Below are 22,034 nucleotides of genomic sequence, written 5' to 3'. Positions count from 1 at the left end.
GCTCCGTTACTGATGCGTCACGACGATCAGGCGCAGGGCATCCAGACGCCAGCCCGCCTGATCCAGGCTTTCCATCACCTGCTGACGGTTGCTTTCAATTGCGCTGAGTTCGTCATCACGGATGTTCGGGTTAACGGCACGCAGCGCTTCCAGACGGGAGAGTTCCGCAGTCAGTTTTTCGTCCGCTTCTTTACGCGCCGCGTCGATCAGCGCGCGGGCTGATTTTTCCACCTGTGCTTCACCGAGTTGCAGAATAGCATGTACGTCCTGCTGCACGGCGTTGACCAGTTTACTGCCGGTGTGGCGGTTAACGGCGCTGAGCTGACGGTTAAAGGTTTCGAACTCAACCTGTGCAGCGAGGTTATTGCCGTTTTTATCCAGCAGCATACGTACCGGCGTTGGCGGCAGGAAGCGGTTCAGCTGCAGCTGTTTCGGCGCTTGCGCTTCAACCACATACACCAGCTCAACCAACAGCGTTCCGACCGGTAATGCTTTGTTTTTCAACAACGAAATGGTGCTGCTGCCGGTGTCGCCAGAGAGGATAAGATCCAGACCATTACGAATTAACGGATGCTCCCAGGTAATAAACTGAGCGTCTTCACGCGACAGAGCGACATCACGCTCAAACGTAATGGTGCAGCCATCTTCCGGCAATCCAGGGAAATCTGGCACCAGCATATGATCGGACGGTGTCAGCACGATCAAATTGTCACCACGGTCATCCTGATTAATACCAACGATATCAAACAGGTTCATGGCGAAGGCGATCAGGCTGGTATCATCGTCCTGTTCTTCAATACTCTCAGCCAGTGCCAGCGCTTTTTCACCGCCGTTAGAATGGATCTCCAGCAGACGATCGCGACCTTGCTCCAGCTGAGCTTTCAGCGCGTCATGTTGTTCGCGACAGGTTTTGATCAGATCGTCAAAGCCATCGGTATTTTCTGGTTCAGCCAGGTAGCCGATCAGATTGTTATAGACCGTGTCGTAGATGGTACGGCCGGTCGGGCAGGTGTGTTCGAACGCATCCAGACCTTCGTGGTACCAGCGCACCAGGACAGATTGCGCGGTTTTTTCCAGGTACGGGACGTGGATCTGAATATCATGTGCCTGACCAATACGGTCCAGACGGCCAATACGCTGTTCCAGCAGGTCCGGGTTGAACGGCAGGTCAAACATCACCAGATTGCTGGCGAACTGGAAGTTACGCCCTTCGGAGCCGATTTCAGAACACAGCATTACCTGAGCGCCGCTATCTTCTTCGCTAAACCAGGCTGCGGCGCGGTCACGCTCAATGATCGACATCCCTTCATGGAACACGGCAGCGCGGATACCTTCTCGCTCGCGCAGGACCTGCTCCAGTTGAAGCGCGGTGGTGGCTTTTGCACAGATAACTAATACTTTTTGCGAGCGGTGGCTGGTCAGATAGCCCATTAGCCATTCCACGCGCGGGTCAAAGTTCCACCAGGTGCCGGTATCGCCTTCGAATTCCTGATAAATCTGTTCCGGGTAGAGCATATCGCGCGCCCGGTCTTCCGCGCTTTTACGCGCACCCATAATGCCGGAGACTTTAATCGCCGTCTGGTATTGGGTCGGCAGCGGCAGCTTGATGGTGTGCAGCTCGCGTTTTGGGAAGCCTTTCACACCATTACGGGTGTTACGGAACAGCACGCGGCTGGTGCCATGGCGGTCCATCAGCATCGAAACCAGCTCCTGACGCGCGCTCTGGGCATCTTCGCTGTCGCTGTTTGCCGCCTGCAATAGCGGTTCAATGTCCTGCTCGCCAATCATGTCGCCTAACATGTTCAGCTCACTATTACTCAGCTTGTTGCCTGCCAGTAACATAGCGACGGCGTCGGCGACCGGACGATAATTTTTTTGCTCTTCAACAAACTGGGCGAAATCGTGGAAACGGCTGGGGTCCAGCAGGCGCAGACGAGCAAAGTGACTTTCCATGCCCAGTTGCTCCGGTGTAGCGGTTAGCAGCAGGATGCCCGGCACACGTTCTGCCAGTTGTTCAATGGCCATATATTCGCGGCTGGGCGCGTCTTCGCTCCACACCAGGTGATGCGCTTCATCGACGATCAGCAGATCCCATTCGGCGTCACACAGATGCTCCAGGCGCTGTTTACTGCGACGGGCAAAGTCCAGCGAGCAGATGACCAGTTGTTCGGTTTCAAACGGGTTGTAGGCGTCGTGCTGCGCTTCTGCATAACGCTCATCATCAAACAGTGCAAAACGCAGGTTGAAGCGACGCAGCATTTCGACCAGCCACTGGTGCTGTAATGTCTCCGGCACGATGATCAGCACGCGCTCTGCGGCGCCTGACAGCAGCTGTTGATGCAGGATCATACCGGCTTCAATGGTTTTACCTAAACCCACTTCGTCTGCCAGTAAAACGCGAGGGGCATGACGACGGCCAACATCATGGGCAATGTTCAGCTGGTGAGGAATCAGGCTGGTACGTTGACCACGCAAACCACTCCACGGCATACGGTATTGTTCGCTCTGAAATTTACGCGCGCGATAGCGCAGAGCAAAGCGATCCATGCGGTCAATCTGGCCGGCAAACAGGCGATCTTGTGGTTTGCTGAATACCAGTTTGCTGTCGAGTAGTACTTCACGCAGCATGACACCGGTTTCTTCGGTATCCAGGCGGGTTCCGATATAGGCAAGCAGGCCGTTTTCTTCTTTTACTTCATCGACATGCAGTTGCCAGCCTTCATGGCTTGTTATCGTATCGCCTGGATTGAACATCACGCGGGTCACGGGGGAATCACTGCGCGCATACAGACGGTTTTCGCCCGTCGATGAGAAAAGTAATGTGACGGTTCGCGCATCCATGGCGACAACGGTACCAAGTCCCAATTCGCTTTCTGTATCGCTGATCCAGCGTTGACCAAGTGTAAAAGGCATATATGTTCGGCTCTATATCTTTAGTTGCAGGCAATACTCACCCTCTGCCAGAGTAAAGTGGCAGCAAGTGTATTGGGGTCCAGGAATGGAAAGGGCGCTATGGTACTGGATGGCGACGGTTTCGTCACGCGTCAAAATAACCCCAGTTGCCCTGTGAGTAGTGTAGCAAAATTATCGTCAATAAAGGGAAGAATTCCCTCGGCAACGGGTTGGATCTGGCGTGTCAGATAATGCTCGTAATCGAGCACAGATAGCTGATAATCAACAGGTTCTGGGCCATTGACCGTCCAGACATATTTTATGGTTCCGCGATTTTGATACTGCGGTGGACGCCCCAGCTTTACATTCTGCTCATCGGCGAGGCGCGCGGCACGCACGTGTGGTGGAACATTTCGCTGGTATTCGCTTAACGGGCGGCGCAGGCGCTTGCGGTACACCAGTTGTTCATCCATTTCACCGGCCATCAGACGGTCAATAGTCTCGCGAACAAACTCCTGATAAGGTTCGTTACGAAAAATTCGCAGGTATAGCTCCTGCTGAAACTGTTGGGCCAGCGGCGTCCAGTCGGTTCGTACCGTTTCAAGTCCCTTAAACACCATACGTTGCTCAGCGCCGTCCTGAATCATCCCTGCATAGCGTTTTTTACTGCCGGTATCTGCACCGCGAATGGTCGGCATCAGAAAGCGACAAAAATGGGTTTCAAATTCCAGCTCCAGCGCACTGGTCAGGTTTTGTTGCTTCAGCGACTGCGCCCACCAGTCGTTGACATAGCTCACCAGCTCACGGCCAATCCGGGCGGCATCGTCTTCTGAGTGCGCCTTTTTCAGCCAGACAAAGGTCGAGTCGGTATCGCCATAGATAACGTCGTAGCCCTGAGCTTCAATCAGTGCTTTGGTCTGGCGCATGATCGCATGACCGCGCATGGTAATGGACGAGGCCAGTCTCGGGTCGAAAAAGCGACAGGCGGTGGTTCCCAGCACGCCGTAAAATGCGTTCATGATGATTTTCAGCGCCTGCGAGAGCGGCTTATTGCCGCGGCGTTTTGCTTCATCGCGACCATGCCAGATCCGGGTCACGATTTCCGGCAGGCAGTGCTTTTCACGTGAGAACCAGGCGTCAAGGAACCCTTCGGTGCTGTGCTCCGGATCCGGCTGCGCCATTCCTTCGATAAGCCCCACCGGATCGATTAAAAAAGTACGAATTATTGAGGGGTACAGGCTTTTGTAATCCAGCACCAGTACCGAGTCGTATAAGCCGGGGCGCGAGTCCATCACGTAGCCACCGGGGCTGGCGTGCGCGGGGACTTCACCCAGGTTCGGTGCCACATAACCCGCCCGGTGCATTCGTGGCAGGTAGAGATGTCCGAAGGCGGCAACTGAACCACCGTGCCGGTCGACCGGCAGACCGTTGACCGTCGATCGTTCCAGCAGAAATGGCATGATCTCGGTTTTATGAAAAATACGCGTGACCAACTCACAGTCTTTGAGATTGTAGGTGGCGAGCGCGGGCTTATCCTGGGCAAACCGGCGATCGATTTCGTCCATCCTGTCCCAGGGATTATCAATTGACTTCCCTTCGCCCAGTAGCTCCTGCGACACCGTCTCCAGCGAAAATGACGAGAAATTCCAGAATGCGGATTTGAGCGCCTCAATGCCGTCGATAATCAGGCGACCTTTAGCCTGCGCGAAGAACACGCCGTTTTTGAAGCCATGCTCGCGCCACTCCAGCTCGCTATTGTCACGACCAAAACGCAGGGGAATGCGGTAACGTTCGGCGTGCTTTTGCAGGACGCGTAAATCGAATTGCACGACGTTCCAGCCGATTATCACATCAGGATCGTGACGGGCAATCCAGTCATTGAGCTTTTCCAACAACTGCGGGCGGCTTGCAACGTACTCAAGTTCAAAATCCAGCGCAGAGGCGTCACCGTTTGCCGGGCCGAGCATATAGACAATACGCTGCCCACAGCCCTCAAGACCGATGCAGTAGAGTTCGCCGTGGCGCGTGGTTTCGATATCCAGCGATACCCATTTTAGCGGTGGTCGATAGTCAGGGTTCGGCTTCAGGCGGGCATTAACCAGCATTTCGTCATGTCTGTCGCCTTCGACCCAAACAGGGGAGGTGATAAAGCGCTCCATCAGATACCGCTCCGGCGGCCGTACGTCAGCTTCGTAGACGGTGACTGCGTTTTCGCGCAGCAGTTTTTCCAGCCGCATAAGCTGGCGATGTGAGCGGCAATACAGGCCGGAAACGGGCTGGCGGTGGAAGTCTTGCAACTGAAGAGGCGTCAGGCGATAGCCGTTTTCAGTACGTAATAATGACGTGACGCGAGGAACCTGACTGGTGGGAATAAACGCGACTGACTCCTGAGGCGCAAGCGTGACCTGCAGCGGCCCATCGTCTGTAGCCAGCCAGAATGAGACCTCAGTTCCCTGCGGAGTGTCCCGCCAGTGTCGGGTTAGAATAAAGCCTGCCTGCGCCACGCTGTGTATCCGTCAAAAAGCCAGACACTATTATAGCCTGGTTTACATGATTGTACTGTTATTTTGTACAGTTATTCGGCGTAAGACGCGGTACCCGCTGGAGTAAAAAGCGTCTCTGAGTAAAAAATGTGTTGTGTCAGCCTGGGTTATCTTCGTATTTAATATATGAATATCGTGCCTAAGACGAGTTGCAGTGAACTATTTTATTGGTGTGGCTGTTGTTTTAAATGGCGATTGTCCATCTGGGTTATGTATTGAATTGATATTATAAAGTCCATTATCGGATGTTTGCTGTTTTTCGGATTTGTGCTTATTTATTTTTGCTACATCTTTCTCGGATTCAGGAAAAGTTACTTTTTTTATTTGTGTTTATTAATGGTTGATGTAAAGATTTTATTCGAAGTATCCGGATATGAGTTTGAAATATAATATATATTTAATCGTATTTATTGCCGAATAGAAACGGATTTTCAGTTCGAATTCGTCGGGAATCTCTCTGTAGAATTTGGTTTTTATCTCGGGATATAATTTATTTTCAGCTTACTGTTCGGGTGCTTCTTAATACATATCCGGGAAAGTGATGAGATGGAGTTTTTATGAATGTTTATACTCAGGCAATTTTGCCTGGATACCAGCACTATCTATTTGTTAATACTCAGCTATCAAACCCATTAATTAAAACTGTGAGCAAATATATTGAGTACAAAACATGGACCGGACAAATTTGGCGGACTGAAATAATTGAAAGTGGAAACGTTTTTTTTCACTGGCAGGGGCATGACAGAAGAAATGGTCATCGTGATACGGTAATTAATTATTTGTTGTGTGGGCAGAAATGGCAGTCAACGATAACAGATTATATTTTCTTCCATTCACTGGAAGGAGAGGAAACTCATGGGAATTATGACAATGTGATTGAGTATGTTTCTTCTAATAACTGTGTTTATCAAAGTGCTTTTGCTGAATATATAGCCGAGTAGAAATAAAGCGCGCGACGATCAAAACGCGCTTATATAAAGGTTACTGCCCGTAGTAGGCTTTAGCACCGTGTTTACGCAGGTAATGCTTATCTAGCAGGGTTTGTTGCATATCTGGCAATTGCGGCGCGAGCTGGCGACAGAAGATCCCCATGTAGGCGACTTCTTCCAGCACGATGGCGTTATGCACTGCATCTTCGGCATTTTTTCCCCAGGCAAACGGACCGTGAGAGTGCACTAGCACGCCAGGCATCTGCGAGGCGTCAATACCTTGTTTCTCAAAGGTTTCAACGATCACATTGCCGGTTTCCCATTCATATTCGCCGTTGATTTCTTCGTCGGTCATTTTCCGTGTGCAGGGAATCGAACCGTAGAAATAGTCCGCATGGGTGGTACCCGTGGCCGGAATCGACTGACCCGCCTGCGCCCAGATTGTCGCGTGACGCGAGTGGGTATGAACAATACCGCCAATGGTCGGGAATGCCTGATACAGCAGTCGGTGCGTTGGGGTGTCGGAAGAGGGCTTCTTCTGGCCTTCGACTACTTCACCCGTGGCGATACTGACTACCACCATATCGTCTGCGGTCATTACGCTGTAATCGACCCCGGAAGGTTTAATCACAAACACGTCGCGCTCGCGATCGACGGCGCTGACGTTCCCCCAGGTCAGGGTGACCAGATTGTGCTTAGGCAACGCCAGATTGGCTTCCAGTACCTGACGTTTAAGATCTTCTAGCATGTTAACTCCTGAATGCCGGATGGCGCTTCGCTTATCCGGCCTACGGTGATTTGTAGGCCCGGTAAATGAAATGCCACCGGGCAATCCGTTTCGACAATTAACGTTTGAACCCGTAATACACTTCGTTCCAGCGCAGCGCGTCCTTAAAGGCCGGCAGGCGGGTATCGTTATCGATCACAGCGATCTCGATATCGTGCATTTCAGCGAACTGGCGCATATCGTTCAGATCCAGCGCGTGGCTGAACACGGTGTGGTGCGCGCCACCGGCCAGGATCCATGCTTCAGATGCGGTTGGCAGATCCGGTTGAGCTTTCCACAGCGCGTTAGCTACAGGCAGTTTCGGCAGGGAGTGCGGTGTTTGTACCGTGTCGATGCAGTTAACCAGCAGGCGAAAACGATCGCCGAGATCGATCAGGCTGGCAACCACGGCCGGGCCGGCTTTGGTGTTGAAGATCAGACGGGCGGGATCGTCTTTACCACCAATGCCGAGGTGCTGTACGTCGAGGATCGGTTTCTCTTCCACCGCGATGGACGGGCAAACTTCCAGCATGTGCGAACCGAGTACCAGATCGTTGCCTTTCTCGAAGTGGTAGGTGTAATCCTCCATAAATGAGGTGCCGCCCTGCAGACCGGTTGACATCACCTTCATGATGCGAAGCAGAGCGGCGGTTTTCCAGTCGCCTTCACCCGCAAAGCCATAGCCTTGCTGCATCAGACGCTGTACGGCCAGACCCGGAAGCTGTTTCAGGCCGTGTAAATCTTCAAATGTGGTGGTGAAGGCGTGGAATCCACCCTGTTCCAGGAAGCGCTTCATCCCCAGTTCAATACGGGCAGCTTCCAGGACGTTCTGACGTTTTTCACCGTGGACTTGCGTCGCCGCCGTCATGGTGTAAGTGCTTTCATACTCATCGATTAGCGCGTTGATTTCGCCGTCGCTAATTGCGTTCACGACCTGCACCAGATCGCCCACGGCCCAGGTGTTTACCGAGAAACCGAACTTGATCTGCGCAGCGACTTTATCGCCATCTGTGACCGCAACTTCGCGCATGTTGTCGCCAAAACGGCAGACTTTCAGATGGCGAGTGTCCTGTTTGGACACGGCCTGGCGCATCCAGGAGCCGATGCGTTCGTGTGCCTGTTTGTCCTGCCAGTGACCGGTGACCACGGCGTGCTGCTGACGCATACGTGCGCCGATAAAGCCGAACTCACGACCGCCGTGCGCGGTTTGGTTCAGGTTCATAAAGTCCATATCAATGCTGTCCCACGGCAGGGCGGCGTTGAACTGGGTGTGGAACTGAAGTAGCGGTTTATTAAGGATAGTCAGGCCGTTGATCCACATTTTGGCCGGGGAGAAGGTATGCAGCCAGACCACAATCCCTGCACAGCGATCGTCGTAGTTAGCGTCACGACAGATAGCGGTAATCTCGTCAGGGGAAGTTCCCAGCGGCTTTAATACCAGCTTACAGGGCAGTTTGGCTTCAGTATTCAGTGCGTTAACGACGTGCTCCGCATGTTGGGTTACCTGACGCAGGGTTTCAGGGCCATACAGATGCTGGCTACCAATCACAAACCACACTTCATAGTTATCAAAAATCGTCATTGTCGTGTCCTTAATGTGTCAGGGTTGCCAGGTCTACCGGGGCTTGTTGCGCCGGAGCGGCAGTCGGAAGGTATTGTTGTTCAGCGCTTACCGCCCACTGCTGATAGCGGCGGTAGAGTTGTTCAAAACGTTGAGCCTGCTCTGGGCGAGGTTGCAGCGTGTTTTCCACGGCGCTTGCCATTTGCTGCTGAGCGGCTGGGATATCCGCGTGTACTTTCGCGGCAACGGCAGCGAAGATAGCCGCACCGAGTGCGCAGCACTGGTCTGAAGCGACAATCTGTAGCGGGCGGTTCAGCACGTCACAGCAGGCCTGCATGATGACCGGGTTCTTGCGCGCGATACCGCCAAGCGCCATTACGTTGTTAACCGCAATGCCTTGTTCGGTGAAGCATTCCATAATGGCGCGTGCGCCAAAGGCCGTGGCGGCAATCAGCCCACCGAACAGCGCTGGCGCGTCAGTTGCCAGGTTCAGATCGGTAATTACCCCTTTCAAGCGCTGGTTGGCATTGGGCGTACGGCGACCGTTGAACCAGTCGAGCACCACCGGGAGATGCTCCAGTGATGGATTTTTCGCCCATGCTTCAGTGAGTGCAGGCAGCAGCTGTTTTTGACTGGCTTTAATCTGGGACTGCAGTTCCGGATGCTGTGCGGCAAGCTGTTCCAGAGGCCAGCTCAGCACGCGGCTAAACCAGGCATAGATATCACCGAATGCAGACTGGCCAGCTTCGAGGCCAATAAAACTAGGTACCACGCTGCCATCAACCTGGCCGCAAATGCCTTTCACCGCGCGTTCGCCAACGCTGTGTTTGTCGGCAATCAGAATGTCGCAGGTCGACGTGCCGATGACTTTCACCAGCGTGTTAGGCTGTGCGCCTGCGCCAACCGCGCCCATATGGCAGTCAAAAGCACCGCCTGCAATCACCACGCTTTCCGGTAGCCCCAGGCGCTGTGCCCACTCAGCGCACAGGGTGCCAACCGGCAGATCCGCGGTGAAGGTATCGGTAAACATTGGGTATTGCAGATGGCGGTTGAGGATGGGGTCGAGTTCGTCAAAGAAACTGGCTGGCGGCAGACCACCCCAGCTTTCATGCCACAGGGATTTATGTCCGGCGCTGCAGCGACCGCGACGAATATCCTGTGGGCGTACGGTGTTGGAGAGCAGGGCCGGAACCCAATCGCATAGCTCAATCCACGAGACCGCAGCTTCGGCTACCGCATGGTCCTGACGAGTTACATGCAGGATTTTGGCCCAGAACCATTCGCTGGAATAAATGCCGCCGATATAGCGGGAGTAATCGATCTTGCCCGGTGTGTGGCACAGGCGGGTGATTTCTTCAGCTTCTTCTACTGAGGTGTGATCTTTCCACAGGACAAACATTGCATTCGGGTTTTCCGCGAACTCCGGACGCAGTGCCAGTACGTTACCGTCTGCATCGATGGGCGCCGGGGTTGAGCCGGTACTGTCAACGCCGATCCCGACCACTTCCGCGCGCTGTTCAGCGCTCAGTTCGGCCAATACGGTTTTCAGCGCCGCTTCCATGGATTCAATGTAGTCGCGCGGATGATGGCGAAACTGGTTGTTTGGGCCATCGCAATACTGCCCTTCCTGCCAACGTGGATACCACTCAACGCTGGTGGCGATCTCTTCGCCGGTGGCACATTCCACCGCCAAAGCGCGTACTGAATCACTACCAAAATCGAGGCCAATTGCAATCGCCATCGTCTTACTCCATCCAAAAATACGGGTATGGATAAACAGTAGTGAGTAGCGATAAAAACCGTCAGGCAGGATCCGCTAATCTTATGGATTAAAATGCTGTGGCATCACAAAGTGTGACGCTGTGCAAATAATCAATGTGGACATTTCTGCCGTAGTTATAGACACTTTTGTTAGCCGATTTTGACGTTGGCGTAGTACATGTTTTTTACAAAGAGCTTTTCACAAGCGGGATTGGTGGTCCATTACCGCAAATACAGCGGCCCGCAGGGGCGACAGCGATGATGTCTGGCGTAATATGGACAAATTGTTTCTTGGCAGGACATAGGGAGTATTGAAATTATGGCTGAAACGCAAAACGATCCCCTGTTGCCAGGTTATTCGTTTAACGCGCATTTGGTGGCCGGATTAACCCCCATTGAGGCGAACGGATACCTGGATTTTTTTATCGACAGGCCGCTGGGTATGAAGGGTTATATCCTCAATCTCACCATCCGTGGCGAAGGGGTTATCAATAATCAGGGCAAGCAGTTTGTCTGCCGGCCTGGCGATATTCTGTTGTTTCCACCAGGAGAAATTCACCACTACGGACGCCACCCTGACGCCAGCGAGTGGTATCACCAGTGGGTTTACTTTCGCCCGCGCGCCTACTGGCAGGAGTGGCTGACCTGGCCAGCCATTTTTGCCCAGACCGGTTTTTTTCGCCCGGATGAAGCGCATCAGCCGCATTTTAACGAGCTGTTTGGGCAGATAATTAACGCCGGGCAGGGAGAAGGTCGTTATTCTGAACTGCTGGCGATTAATTTACTGGAACAGTTGTTGCTCCGACGTATGGAAGCCATCAATGAATCGCTACACCCGCCCATGGACAACCGCGTCCGCGATGCCTGCCAGTACATCAGCGATCACCTGGCGGACAGCAATTTTGATATCGCCAGCGTCGCGCAGCACGTCTGCCTGTCGCCTTCCCGTTTGTCGCATCTGTTCCGTCAGCAGTTAGGTATCAGCGTATTAAGCTGGCGCGAGGACCAGCGCATCAGCCAGGCGAAGCTATTACTGAGTACCACACGTATGCCCATTGCCACCGTAGGTCGCAATGTTGGCTTTGACGACCAGCTCTATTTCTCTCGTGTTTTCAAAAAATGTACCGGCGCCAGTCCGAGCGAGTTTCGCGCTGGATGTGAATAAATTTATTATGTAGCGCTGGGAGTATTCAACTTCTTTCAGCGCCTTAAAATTTGGCATCTAAAATAAGTTGTAATTTTGTGATGAATAGATATCTATAAAAAATAAGAAATTAGCATTTGTTTGATAAAATTATTCTTGCTATAAACCACCTGTCAAGGAGGTTTTAAATGAGTAAGCGATTTGATATTACTGATGGGACTTTTGCAACCACTAAAAAAAATGGTTTAATTTATACAGAAGAGCTGGGATGGATTGATTTAGGTCATGCTCAGGGTGATGATGCCAGATTCTTAAAGAAAAAGCTTGAGCAAGAACAGTGGGCAAAATATTATAATGAGTTCAATGATTGGTACTTCCCGGTAAACTATTATCAAGAAATGGGAAAAGGGAAAAATTTATTTGGGGTAAACTTTACTTTTCATACTGGTGTACATACTCAAGTTATGGTTCGTGCTTGTCTTTCTCCAGTGCTTAAGGCACGAGTGGCTTTGACTATTATGTATGGGACGGCAAAACGATTCGAAGCATGGCAGAACTCTATCCTTTTCAACTGGTACACGGATAGTGGATTTAGTGTGGAGGATTTGGTTTCTGATTTAGTCGGCTTTTATCGTGTTTTTGGTACGGGACCAGACCCATTGTGGCGAGCAAAACCTGTATCCTATGAAACGGCCATACAGATATGAGATGCTCATGATCCAATCGGTACTTTTAAAAATAGAGATTTTTTTCCGTATTTATTTTCGACAAAACCACCATTCAGATATGGTGAGCCTATCAAAAAAAATCTCCCAGAGTGGTTGAGTTATATAAAACCATTAGATAATTCATTTTCAGGTTTATTGTACAATCAGTTTAATAATAATCCTGTTGGCGACTTTTTTAAGGAAAAAATAGATTGAATCATGAGCTTTATGGTACGTTTTCAATTTCTGATACACTGGGTTATGCTGACTCGCCTTTTGATAGACCATCTTTTTTTCTGCTTCATCCTCATTCTCCACTTAAGTGAGTAGAGAGATGAGAAAATATGCTCTATTTATTTCTTCATTATTTCTGCTATCCCCTTTGGCGTTCTATGGTTGGTTTGTTTTGACATCGGGAGAACATCATTATAAGCGAGATGATATTTTCTCATACTGGCTATATACGCCTGATACGCTAAAAAGCATACCATTAATATCAGAAGATATTGATTATAACTATGATTATGATTTAGATGAACAGCGAACACTAGTCATAATAACATGGCATCATGTTAAGGATGTTGCTGAAAAAAAAACAGTCTTACGTGATTTTCTACAACAACTCGGTTCTTCAATAAAATATGATTGCTTATGGATTTATCACGATCCTAATGATTTCTCCAGTAATTATCACCGTTATTGCGTCTACCAAAAATCAGATATCCTCGAACTGGAGTTCGTTGAGAGGGTGAAGTGACGCAAAGTGTGTTCCTGAGCATCCCAATTACGCTGGATGTGAATAAAAAGTGAATGATGTATCCTGAAAGTTGTCATAACTCGCAATCTATTCAGACAATTGATGGCTTGACGAAGTTGAGAGGGGTTATCAAAATCCCTGCTTCGTAAATTTGACGGACACATTATGCAAGCATTGCTGGAACACTTTATTCTCCAGTCCGCCCTGTACTCTCTGATCGCCGTACTTCTGGTGGCTTTTTTGGAGTCGCTGGCGCTGGTTGGCCTGATTCTACCCGGGACCGTGATGATGGCGGGGCTGGGGGCGCTGATTGGCAGCGGCGAACTGAACTTCTGGCATGCCTGGCTTGCGGGCATTATAGGTTGCTTATTGGGGGACTGGATCTCTTTTTGGCTGGGCTGGCGCTTTAAAAAGCCATTGCACCGTTGGTCGTTCATGAAAAAGAACAAGGCGTTGCTGGATAAAACCGAGCACGCCCTGCATCAGCACAGCATGTTTACTATTCTGGTGGGGCGTTTTGTCGGACCGACGCGTCCGCTGGTGCCGATGGTAGCAGGCATGCTGGATCTGCCTGTCGCTAAATTTATCGTCCCGAATATTATCGGCTGCGTGCTGTGGCCACCGTTCTACTTCCTGCCGGGGATCCTGGCGGGAGCGGCAATTGATATTCCTTCTGATATGCAGAGCGGGGATTTCAAATGGTTGCTGCTGGCGACGGCGGTGTTGCTCTGGGTTGGCGGCTGGTTTTGCTGGCGGCTATGGCGCAGTGGCAAAGCGGCTGTCGATCGCTTAACGGCGTATTTCCCCCGCAGCCGTTTGCTGTATCTGGCGCCGTTGACGCTCGGGATCGGTGTGGTTGCGTTGGTGGCGTTACTGCGCCATCCGCTGATGCCGGTGTATATCGATATTCTGCGTAAAGTCGTGGGTTACTGACGAATCTTTTGCCGGATGGCGGCTTCGCCTTATCCGGCCTACAGGTCGCACATTATGTAGGCCGGATAAGGCGTTCACGCCGTCATCCGGCAACGCATTATGCTTTAATGCCCAATAGCGCCGAGGCGCTAGCGTTGCCGCTTAACAGATCGTCCGTATCGCCCTGCCAGGCGATGCGCCCGTCGGCGACCACAATCGAGCGGGGCGCAATTCGCGCCGCATCTTCTACGCTGTGGGAAACCATCAGTAACGTCAGTTGCTTCTCGCGACAGACTTCGGCCACCAGCGTTAGCATCTCCTGGCGCAGCGCGGGATCAAGTGCAGAGAACGGTTCATCAAGCAGTAAAATAGGTTGTTCCCGCACCAGACAACGCGCCAGCGCCACGCGCTGCCGCTGTCCGCCGGAAAGCTCACCGGGGAGGCGTTCCAGCAGAGAGTCGATCCCCATTTGCTGGGCGATGTGGAGTATTTTCTCCCGCTGCGATGCGTTAAGCTTCAATCCAGGATTCAGGCCCAGGCCGATATTTTGCTGTACGCTCAGATGGCTGAACAGGTTGTTTTCCTGAAACAGCATAGAAACAGGACGGCGCGAGGGTGGTGTCGTGGTGTGATCTTCACCGTCAATCACCATGTTACCGCTGGCAGGCGTGAGAAAGCCGGCAATCAGATTCAGCAGCGTACTTTTCCCGGCGCCGCTGGGCCCGAGTATCGCTATCTGCTCACCGCGCGCGACCGACAGCGTAAAGCGCATGGGCAGATGGTGATAAAGCCATGTGATATCAATCAGTTTTAACATTTCGACCCGGCAATTTCTCAATAACGGTAAACAGCGTAAAGCACAGGATCAGCAGTAATAACGCCGTAACTGCGCCATCCTGACTGCGATAAGAGCCAATCTGCTGATATAAATAAAACGGCAGGGTGCGGAAATCCTCATTACCAAATAACGCCACTACGCCAAAATCGCCAATCGACAGCACGCAGGCAAACGCCATCGCCTGTGCCAGCGGGCGCTTCAGGGCGCGCAGTTCAACCACTTTCAGGCGCGACCATCCCTCAATGCCCAACGATTGGCACAACATACTATAGCGCGCAGTGACGTCACGCATTGGGTTTTCCAGCACCTTCAATGCATAAGGGATCGCCATCAGCGCATTGGTAAAAATGACAATGCCGTCGGCAGATTCGGGAAGCCCAATAGTGTTATTGAGCAGCAGAAAGAAGCCGGTTGCCAGCACGATACCCGGCATGGCGAGGATCATCATGCCGCTCAGTTCCAGCATCTGACCTGCCAGCACCTGCAGTCGTGCACGAAGTTCACGACTGCTCCATAACAGCATCATGGTGAGTATGACGCATAACGCTCCTGCTGCTAATGCGATGCGCAGCGAGGTTCCCAGCGCCTGCCACAGCACTGGCTGCATCAGTACATCCAGAACATGGCGGTTTAAGCCATCGACAATCACCGCCAGCAGCGGCGGCAGCAACAGCAACAGGGCCAGAATAATCAGGATTGCGTCAGTCAGTCGGCTGTGCAGGCGATCGTCAGGATCGCGCCAGCCTTGTACCAGGGTAGCACCGGGAGCAATCGCGCGGCTCAGACGTTGACTGAGAAGCACAAGCGCCAAACAACAAACCATCTGGATCAACGCCAGCATGGCTGCGCGGGCAGGATCGTAATCAAAATTCAGCGCCTGATAGATAGCCAGCTCGATGGTCGTGGCCTGTGGCCCGCCGCCCAGCGACAGAACGGTGGCGAAGCTGGCGAAGCACAGCATAAAGATGAGTGCTGCGACGGGCAGGATCTGACGACGCAGCCACGGCCATTCAACAAAACGGAAGAAATGCCAGCCACGCATACCCAACTGAGCGGCTAACTGCCGCTGTTCGCCGGGAATACTCTCCAGCGATTGTAACAGCAGGCGGCTGGCCATCGGCAGATTGAAAAAGACGTGCGCCAGCAGAATGCCCTGCAAACCGTAAGGCGAAAAGGTCCATTCCAGCCCGAAGACATGCCAGAGTGAGGCCAGCCATCCCTGGCGACCGTAGACGCTAAGAATACCGAAGACCGCGACCAGCACCGGCAGGATTAATGTCATGGCGCACAGGCGCAGCAGCGCCAGACGTCCTGGAAAACGGCGGCGATAGAGCGCTCTGGCAAGGAAAATCGCCGGGACAACCGACAGCACAGCGGATAGAAAAGCCTGCCAGAAAGAAAAGCGCACCACGTGCCACAGGTAGTCATCTTGCCACAGCGAGGACCACTCTCCCTGCGGGGCGTTAAACCACAGTGCCAGAAACGCGGCCAGGGCAACGGCCACCATCAGCGTGGCGGCGGTAAGCCCTGGAACCAGCCAGCCGGGGATTAACGGCTGACGGCGCGTTGCCATTCGCTAATCCATGCCTGACGTTGAGTCGCAACCTGCTGTGGCGTAAATTCCAGCGCGGTGGTCGGTTTATTCAGGTGCTCGAATCCTGACGGCAGGGCGACTTGCGTCACGGGATACATCCAGTTGCCGGTCGGAATCGCATTCTGGAATGCCGGAGACACCATGAACTTCAGGAATTTCTCGGCCAGTTCCGGCTGCTTGCTGGCCGCGGTGCGGGCGGCGACTTCCACCTGCAAATAGTGGCCTTCGCTAAAATTAGCGGCGGCGTAGTTGTCTTTTTTCTCGGCGATGATGTGATAGGCCGGAGAGGTGGTGTAGCTGAGCACCAGATCGCTTTCACCTTTCAGGAACAGGCCGTAGGCTTCGCTCCAGCCCTTGGTGACGGTGACGGTTTTGGCTGCCAGTTTCTGCCACGCCTCTGGCGCTTTATCACCATAGACTTTCTGCATCCATAGCAGCAGACCCAGACCTGGCGTGCTGGTGCGTGGATCCTGATAAATGACGCGCCATTTTTGGTCGCTCTCTACCAGTTCTTTCAGGCTTTTGGGCGGATTCTTCAGCTTGTTCTTATCATAAACGAAGGCGAAATAACCGTAGTCAAACGGCACGAAGGTATCGTTTTTCCAGCCGCCGGGTACGTTAACGGTGTCGTTTGCTACACCACTTTTGGCAAAGAGTTTGGTTTGTGTGGCGGCTTCCAGAAGGTTGTTATCCAGACCCAGCACGACGTCGGCTTTGCTGTTTTTTCCTTCCATGCGCAGGCGGTTAAGCAGCGAGACGCCATCTTCCAGCGCGACCAGTTTCAGCTCGCAATTGCAGTCAGCTTCAAAGGCTTTTTTGATTGTTGGGCCCGGGCCCCAGTCAGCTGCGAACGAGTCGTAGGTATAGACGGTCAGTACAGGTTTGGCGAAGACAGGCGCTGCGCACAGCAGTAAAAGCGGAAGACATTTTTTAAACACTTTGCACCTCAAGAGTTGGGTGGCAAAGGACTTGAGATAAGCCTCAAATCCCTTCGCCGGCATTATCCGGATCAGGTTCGACGGGTATCTCTCAGCCCATACGCAGATCGAATGATTTTGTGTATGTTTTTATTTAGCACCCCGTTGAGAACGGCGTTAGTGTAATGATTTTGTTGCTTAGCAGCAATTAAGGATCCGGCGGAGCAAACCACGCCGATTTAAAATCAAACCAGCCGAGGGTATTCATGCGCAGCCCGCGCATACTGCGCTGTCCCTGAATGATCAGCCAGTGGTGGATTAATGGCACAATGGCCTTTGTGGCGAGCAGCTGTTGGCACCATGCAGCCAGGCTCATTTCGCCCGTTCGCCAGCGAGCCGCATCGTTTTCCCAGTCCCGCGAGATACAGTTTTGCAGCAACGGGACTTCGCACAAATGGGCGAACAGTGAGAAGTCGAGCGGTAGGGTAAAGTTGGCGCTGTTGAGCCAGATATCGCTGACGATTTCACCTGCATGCCATTGATCGTAGTCGATCTCCTGAATATTCAACTGCACCTGATGCTGCGCGAGCAATGTCTTCATTATCTGCGCGATAATCCGGTGTTCGATGTGATCGCGATAGTAAGTGATAGTCAGCGTTTCCAGCCCGGCGGGTTTTTCACCATGACCGGGTTTTGCGTGATGCCAGCGGGGGAGTAAACCATACGCGGGAAACCACAGTCGCTGGTACTGTTCGTCGGCGTGGCAGATTAAATTCGTTGGCGAGAGAATGCGGCTTACCCATTCGCGGACCTCCTGGTTAGCTCCACGGTGGCTACGCGCATCAAACAGCAGGTAGTAGCAACCTTCTTCGAGGCGGCTTTCGATCGCCTTTTCATCCTCTGTGGGACCTTTTAGCGTCAACCCGCCGCCAGGCTCTTCTCCGATGTCGGGTAATACCCAAACGTTAACTTCGTCGATCAGGGCCCGGTAGCCAAAGTAATCATCAAATGCATGAATTTTCAGTTGGTTATTGGTGTTTCGTATTACCGCATACGGACCGGTACCAATCGGGTGACTGGAGAAGTTGTTTAGCGTTTCCCATTCTCGCGGCAGGATCATGGCGGGGACCTGCCCCAAAAGCCAGGGAAGCCAGCGGTCTGGCTGGGCCAGATGGATATCCAGCGTCCAGGCAGTGGGAGAGACGATCTGCGTGATGTGTGAGTACAGCGGCAGGCTGTTAATGCGCATCAGTGAGGCGATAACATCTGCCATTTCCAGCTCGCGGCCATGATGAAAATGGATCCCCGGACGCAGGAAGAATCGCCAGTGTAAAGGTGAAATTTGCTGCCAGTGATGGGCAATGTCCGCTTCCAGTTCCCCGTTTTCCTCATTTACCCGAATTAAGGCGCTGAAGATTTGCCGGGCGATATGGGTTTCGGAGCGGCGTAATGCCGTGCCGGGGAGCAGGTTGTGCATGGGGCGGTAATAGAGAACGCGCATGATATGCCGACCCTGGCGAAAGCTGCGACCCAGATGGGAGACCAGCATTTGCCGTACGGCCGTTTTGTCACCGACCAGTTGCACCAGTTGATCGATGCGATCCTGTTCCAGTAGGTCTTCCGCGCGCTGCTGCTGGAGCGCCAGCCCGGTATAGAGGAATGTCAGGCGCGAGCGTTTACCTCGTCCAACTTCAGCTTCCCACGTTAACCAGCCGCGATCCTGCATGGTATTAAGCAGCGTACGCATATGGCGGCGCGAGCAGCTCAGCAGATCCGCCAGCTCGTTGAGCGTCGTGTCTTGCGCTTTGCCGTCACAGCATTGCCACAGACGGATGAACTGTTGTTGCAAACGACCAGAAGACATAAAAGGGGAACTCCTGCGGAAAACTCAGCAATTTTATAATCCCTATATTAAGCCAATAATAGATTCCGATGAAGCGATGAGACAACGAAGGGGTCATCTATGCGTCAGTTCTGGTTGAAGTACTTTACCACGACGGAAAAATCGTCCTGGTTGGCTTGCCTGAGCGCACCGCAGCGCTTAAAGATGCTCGAAGAGCTGATGCAGTGGGAGATGACATCTGACTCCTGAATTGGAAATTGCAGACATCATGTGTGACTGAGTATTGGTGCAGGCTGTATCCTGCCATTATATCTGAGCATCGCTGGTGGCTATTTTTTCACATGGCAAGGCGCGAACAGTGAAATTTGGTGAACCAAATAAGGTGTGAGCAACACAGCTATGTGAAAAAATGGCCCCAGCCCTCCGGGACGCGTGTAAAAAACGCATACTCTGCGTTGTCAGGCTTGGGAATAGATTTCTATACCCAGCGCCCTCCGCCTGGATTATGCGTTTTTTACCCAGCGTCGATGCCAGATATAATGGCAGGATACAGCCTCGTTCACCCGCCAGCAGGTATTATCTGCTGGCTTTTTTCGTTTCAGCTGCGCTTAAAAGGAAAGATATGCTCTGGATTATGACCATGGGACGGCGCCTCAACGGCGTTTACGCGGCATTTATGCTGGTCGCTTTTATGATGGGCGTGGCGGGGGCATTGCAGGCACCCACCCTGAGTCTGTTCCTGAGCCGTGAAGTCGGGGCGCAGCCATTTTGGGTCGGGCTGTTTTACACCGTCAATGCGATTGTCGGGATCGTCGTCAGCCTTGGCCTCGCGAAACGATCCGACAGCCAGGGCGATCGGCGCAAGCTGATCATGTTTTGCTGCCTGATGGCGATTGGCAATGCGCTGCTGTTTGCCTTTAATCGCCACTATCTAACGCTGATCACCTGCGGTGTGCTGCTGGCCTCGCTGGCGAACACCGCCATGCCGCAGCTGTTTGCGCTGGCGCGAGAATATGCTGATAACTCCGCGCGTGAAGTGGTGATGTTTAGCTCGGTGATGCGTGCGCAGCTTTCGTTGGCCTGGGTGATAGGACCGCCACTGGCATTCATGCTGGCGCTGAATTACGGCTTTACGGCGATGTTTTCCATTGCCGCAGGGATTTTTGCCATTAGCCTGGTGCTGATTGCGCTGATACTGCCGTCTGTCGCGCGGGTGGAGCAGCCTGTAGACGTGCCGCAGGAACAGACCGGCGGTTGGCAGGACAAAAATGTGCGTATGTTGTTTATTGCCTCCACGCTGATGTGGACCTGCAACACCATGTACATCATTGATATGCCACTGTGGATAAGTCTTGAACTGGGCTTGCCGGACAAGCTGGCCGGGATCCTGATGGGGACGGCGGCTGGGCTGGAAATTCCGGCGATGATTCTGGCAGGCTATTACGTGAAGCGCTTTGGTAAACGGCGAATGATGATCGCGGCCGTAGCGGCAGGCGTGCTGTTTTATATTGGTTTGATCTTCTTTCACAGCCGTATGGCGCTGCTGGTGCTGCAACTGTTTAACGCGGTATTTATCGGTATTATCGCCGGGATAGGCATGCTGTGGTTTCAGGATCTGATGCCTGGACGTGCGGGGTCAGCGACCACATTATTTACCAACAGTATTTCAACGGGAGTCATTCTGGCAGGGGTGATTCAGGGGGCAGTTGCGCAAAGCTATGGTCACTATGCCGTCTATTGGGTGATTGCGGTGATTTCGGTGGTTACGCTGTGGATGACCGGGCGGGTGAAGGACGTTTAGTCCGGCGCAGTCCTGGCGTCGTAGTGCCCGGCCTGGCGATATTTTGCATTAGTTTTTGTCGTTTTTGTCGGCCGGATAAGGCGTTTACGCCGCCATCCGGCAACCTGTCCCTACGGCCTGAACGCGTTACGCTTATCAGGCCTATCCTTCTTTTTTTATCTTGCACGTAAATGTAACGTTGATCACATAACGATCATTTTCCTCTTCCTGGATCTTCTTTTTTCTACTGTTACGCGTATACAGTTACGCGTAACAGTTATCAAAAAAGGAGTTTTTTCATGAAAAACCTATTCGACCTGACCGGTAAACGCGCGCTGATTACCGGTTCCGCTCAGGGCATTGGTAACCTGCTGGCCAGCGGTCTGGCGGCGCACGGTGCTGAGATTGTTATTAACGACATTACCCAGCAGCGGGCGCAGGCGGCGGCGGACAAACTGGTGGCCGAAGGCTATCGCGCTGTTGGCTATGGATTTGATGTTACCAGCGGGGAAGAGGTGGTGTGCGCCATCGCGCAAATTGAAAAGGACGTTGGGGCCATTGATATTTTAATTAACAACGCCGGAATCCAGCGTCGTTATCCCTTCACCGAATTCCCGGAGGCTGAATGGGACAAAGTGATTGATGTAAACCAGAAATCGGTCTTTCTGGTATCACAGCAGGTTTCCCGCTACATGGTGCAACGCCGCCGCGGGAAGATTATTAATATCTGCTCAATGCAAAGTGAATTAGGTCGTAAAACCATTACCCCCTACGCGGCGTCAAAAGGCGCGGTCAAAATGTTAACCCGTGGCATGTGCGTGGAACTGGCGGAATACAATATTCAGGTCAACGGTATTGCTCCCGGCTATTTCGCTACCGACATGACCACCGCGCTGGTTAACGATGAAGCATTCTCCGCCTGGCTGTTCCAGCGCACGCCCGCTGCTCGCTGGGGTAACCCGGAAGAGTTGATCGGCGCGGCGGTTTATCTGGCTGCCCCAGCCTCTGACTTTGTGAATGGGCATCTTCTGTTTGTCGATGGCGGCATGCTGGCCGCGGTTTGATCGCTAACGAGGCCGCGGGAAGCAAC

Annotated in this window: 17 protein-coding genes and 1 riboswitch; of the genes, 8 read left to right on the top strand and 9 right to left on the bottom strand. The window is 52.6% G+C overall.

What is annotated here, in order from left to right; translation table 11 throughout:
• Nucleotides 1-6 precede the first annotated feature (6 nt).
• The gene (gene rapA, locus GUC46_RS20015) at nt 7-2,913 is read right to left on the bottom strand and encodes an RNA polymerase-associated protein RapA (protein WP_003837386.1); all 2,907 of its coding nucleotides are present in this window, start codon (nt 2,911-2,913) and stop codon (nt 7-9) included.
• Between the two features lie 131 nt (nt 2,914-3,044).
• A complete protein-coding gene (polB, locus tag GUC46_RS20010; protein WP_060855462.1) occupies nt 3,045-5,396 on the bottom strand; it encodes a DNA polymerase II in 2,352 nt (783 codons plus the stop codon).
• A gap of 596 nt (nt 5,397-5,992) precedes the next feature.
• Between polB and GUC46_RS20005 the strand changes: the two genes are divergently transcribed.
• A complete protein-coding gene (locus GUC46_RS20005) occupies nt 5,993-6,376 on the top strand; it encodes a DUF4751 family protein (RefSeq protein ID WP_130715183.1) in 384 nt (127 codons plus the stop codon).
• Between the two features lie 40 nt (nt 6,377-6,416).
• On the opposite strand, the gene araD is transcribed toward GUC46_RS20005, so the two are convergent.
• The 3 genes from araD to araB form a co-directional block, all read right to left on the bottom strand.
• The gene (gene araD / locus GUC46_RS20000) at nt 6,417-7,112 is read right to left on the bottom strand and encodes an L-ribulose-5-phosphate 4-epimerase (RefSeq protein ID WP_049002749.1); all 696 of its coding nucleotides are present in this window, start codon (nt 7,110-7,112) and stop codon (nt 6,417-6,419) included.
• A 97-nt stretch (nt 7,113-7,209) separates the two neighbouring features.
• On the bottom strand, nt 7,210-8,712 hold the full coding sequence (araA, locus tag GUC46_RS19995) for an L-arabinose isomerase (RefSeq protein WP_003837393.1): 1,503 nt from the start codon (nt 8,710-8,712) through the stop codon (nt 7,210-7,212).
• A 10-nt stretch (nt 8,713-8,722) separates the two neighbouring features.
• A complete protein-coding gene (gene araB / locus GUC46_RS19990) occupies nt 8,723-10,432 on the bottom strand; it encodes a ribulokinase (protein WP_003837395.1) in 1,710 nt (569 codons plus the stop codon).
• A 339-nt stretch (nt 10,433-10,771) separates the two neighbouring features.
• Between araB and araC the strand changes: the two genes are divergently transcribed.
• From araC to GUC46_RS19970, 4 genes are all read left to right on the top strand, one after another.
• Nucleotides 10,772-11,617: an arabinose operon transcriptional regulator AraC gene (gene araC, locus GUC46_RS19985; RefSeq protein ID WP_003018834.1), complete on the top strand. Its 846-nt coding sequence runs from the start codon at nt 10,772-10,774 to the stop codon at nt 11,615-11,617.
• Between the two features lie 167 nt (nt 11,618-11,784).
• A complete protein-coding gene (locus GUC46_RS24130) occupies nt 11,785-12,303 on the top strand; it encodes a hypothetical protein (protein ID WP_226807874.1) in 519 nt (172 codons plus the stop codon).
• A 334-nt stretch (nt 12,304-12,637) separates the two neighbouring features.
• Complete coding sequence (locus tag GUC46_RS19975) at nt 12,638-13,060, top strand: hypothetical protein (RefSeq protein WP_075204112.1); 423 nt, start codon at nt 12,638-12,640, stop codon at nt 13,058-13,060.
• 165 nt (nt 13,061-13,225) lie between these two features.
• Complete coding sequence (locus GUC46_RS19970) at nt 13,226-13,993, top strand: DedA family protein (protein WP_003837398.1); 768 nt, start codon at nt 13,226-13,228, stop codon at nt 13,991-13,993.
• A gap of 97 nt (nt 13,994-14,090) precedes the next feature.
• Here the strand turns inward: GUC46_RS19970 and thiQ are convergent, their stop codons facing one another.
• From thiQ to sgrR, 4 genes are all read right to left on the bottom strand, one after another.
• Complete coding sequence (thiQ, locus tag GUC46_RS19965; protein WP_032937527.1) at nt 14,091-14,789, bottom strand: thiamine ABC transporter ATP-binding protein ThiQ; 699 nt, start codon at nt 14,787-14,789, stop codon at nt 14,091-14,093.
• Nucleotides 14,773-16,383 (bottom strand): thiamine/thiamine pyrophosphate ABC transporter permease ThiP, encoded by a 1,611-nt coding sequence (gene thiP, locus GUC46_RS19960; RefSeq protein WP_160180645.1) that lies wholly within the window; start codon nt 16,381-16,383, stop codon nt 14,773-14,775. The genes thiQ and thiP overlap by 17 nt, the downstream gene beginning before the upstream one ends.
• Entirely contained in the window at nt 16,359-17,342 is a 984-nt protein-coding gene (gene thiB / locus GUC46_RS19955; protein ID WP_016149544.1) for a thiamine ABC transporter substrate binding subunit, read from the bottom strand. The genes thiP and thiB overlap by 25 nt, the downstream gene beginning before the upstream one ends.
• Nucleotides 17,343-17,372: 30 nt before the next feature.
• A riboswitch (TPP riboswitch) is annotated at nt 17,373-17,496 on the bottom strand.
• A 33-nt stretch (nt 17,497-17,529) separates the two neighbouring features.
• A complete protein-coding gene (gene sgrR / locus GUC46_RS19950) occupies nt 17,530-19,185 on the bottom strand; it encodes an HTH-type transcriptional regulator SgrR (protein WP_057101879.1) in 1,656 nt (551 codons plus the stop codon).
• A gap of 99 nt (nt 19,186-19,284) precedes the next feature.
• Between sgrR and sgrT the strand changes: the two genes are divergently transcribed.
• The 3 genes from sgrT to idnO all read left to right on the top strand — a co-directional run bounded on the left by sgrT (nt 19,285) and on the right by idnO (nt 22,008).
• Complete coding sequence (gene sgrT, locus GUC46_RS19945) at nt 19,285-19,413, top strand: glucose uptake inhibitor SgrT (RefSeq protein WP_003018817.1); 129 nt, start codon at nt 19,285-19,287, stop codon at nt 19,411-19,413.
• A gap of 373 nt (nt 19,414-19,786) precedes the next feature.
• Complete coding sequence (locus tag GUC46_RS19940; RefSeq protein WP_044712937.1) at nt 19,787-20,965, top strand: sugar efflux transporter; 1,179 nt, start codon at nt 19,787-19,789, stop codon at nt 20,963-20,965.
• A 278-nt stretch (nt 20,966-21,243) separates the two neighbouring features.
• Nucleotides 21,244-22,008: a gluconate 5-dehydrogenase gene (idnO, locus tag GUC46_RS19935; RefSeq protein WP_130715181.1), complete on the top strand. Its 765-nt coding sequence runs from the start codon at nt 21,244-21,246 to the stop codon at nt 22,006-22,008.
• The last annotated feature ends 26 nt before the right edge of the window (nt 22,009-22,034 follow it).

The sequence above is a fragment of the Citrobacter sp. LUTT5 genome (assembly GCF_009905315.1).
GTDB lineage: Bacteria > Pseudomonadota > Gammaproteobacteria > Enterobacterales > Enterobacteriaceae > Citrobacter > Citrobacter freundii.
The sequence above is the reverse complement of the archived record's forward strand: the minus strand, read 5'-3'. Positions and strand labels throughout refer to the sequence as shown.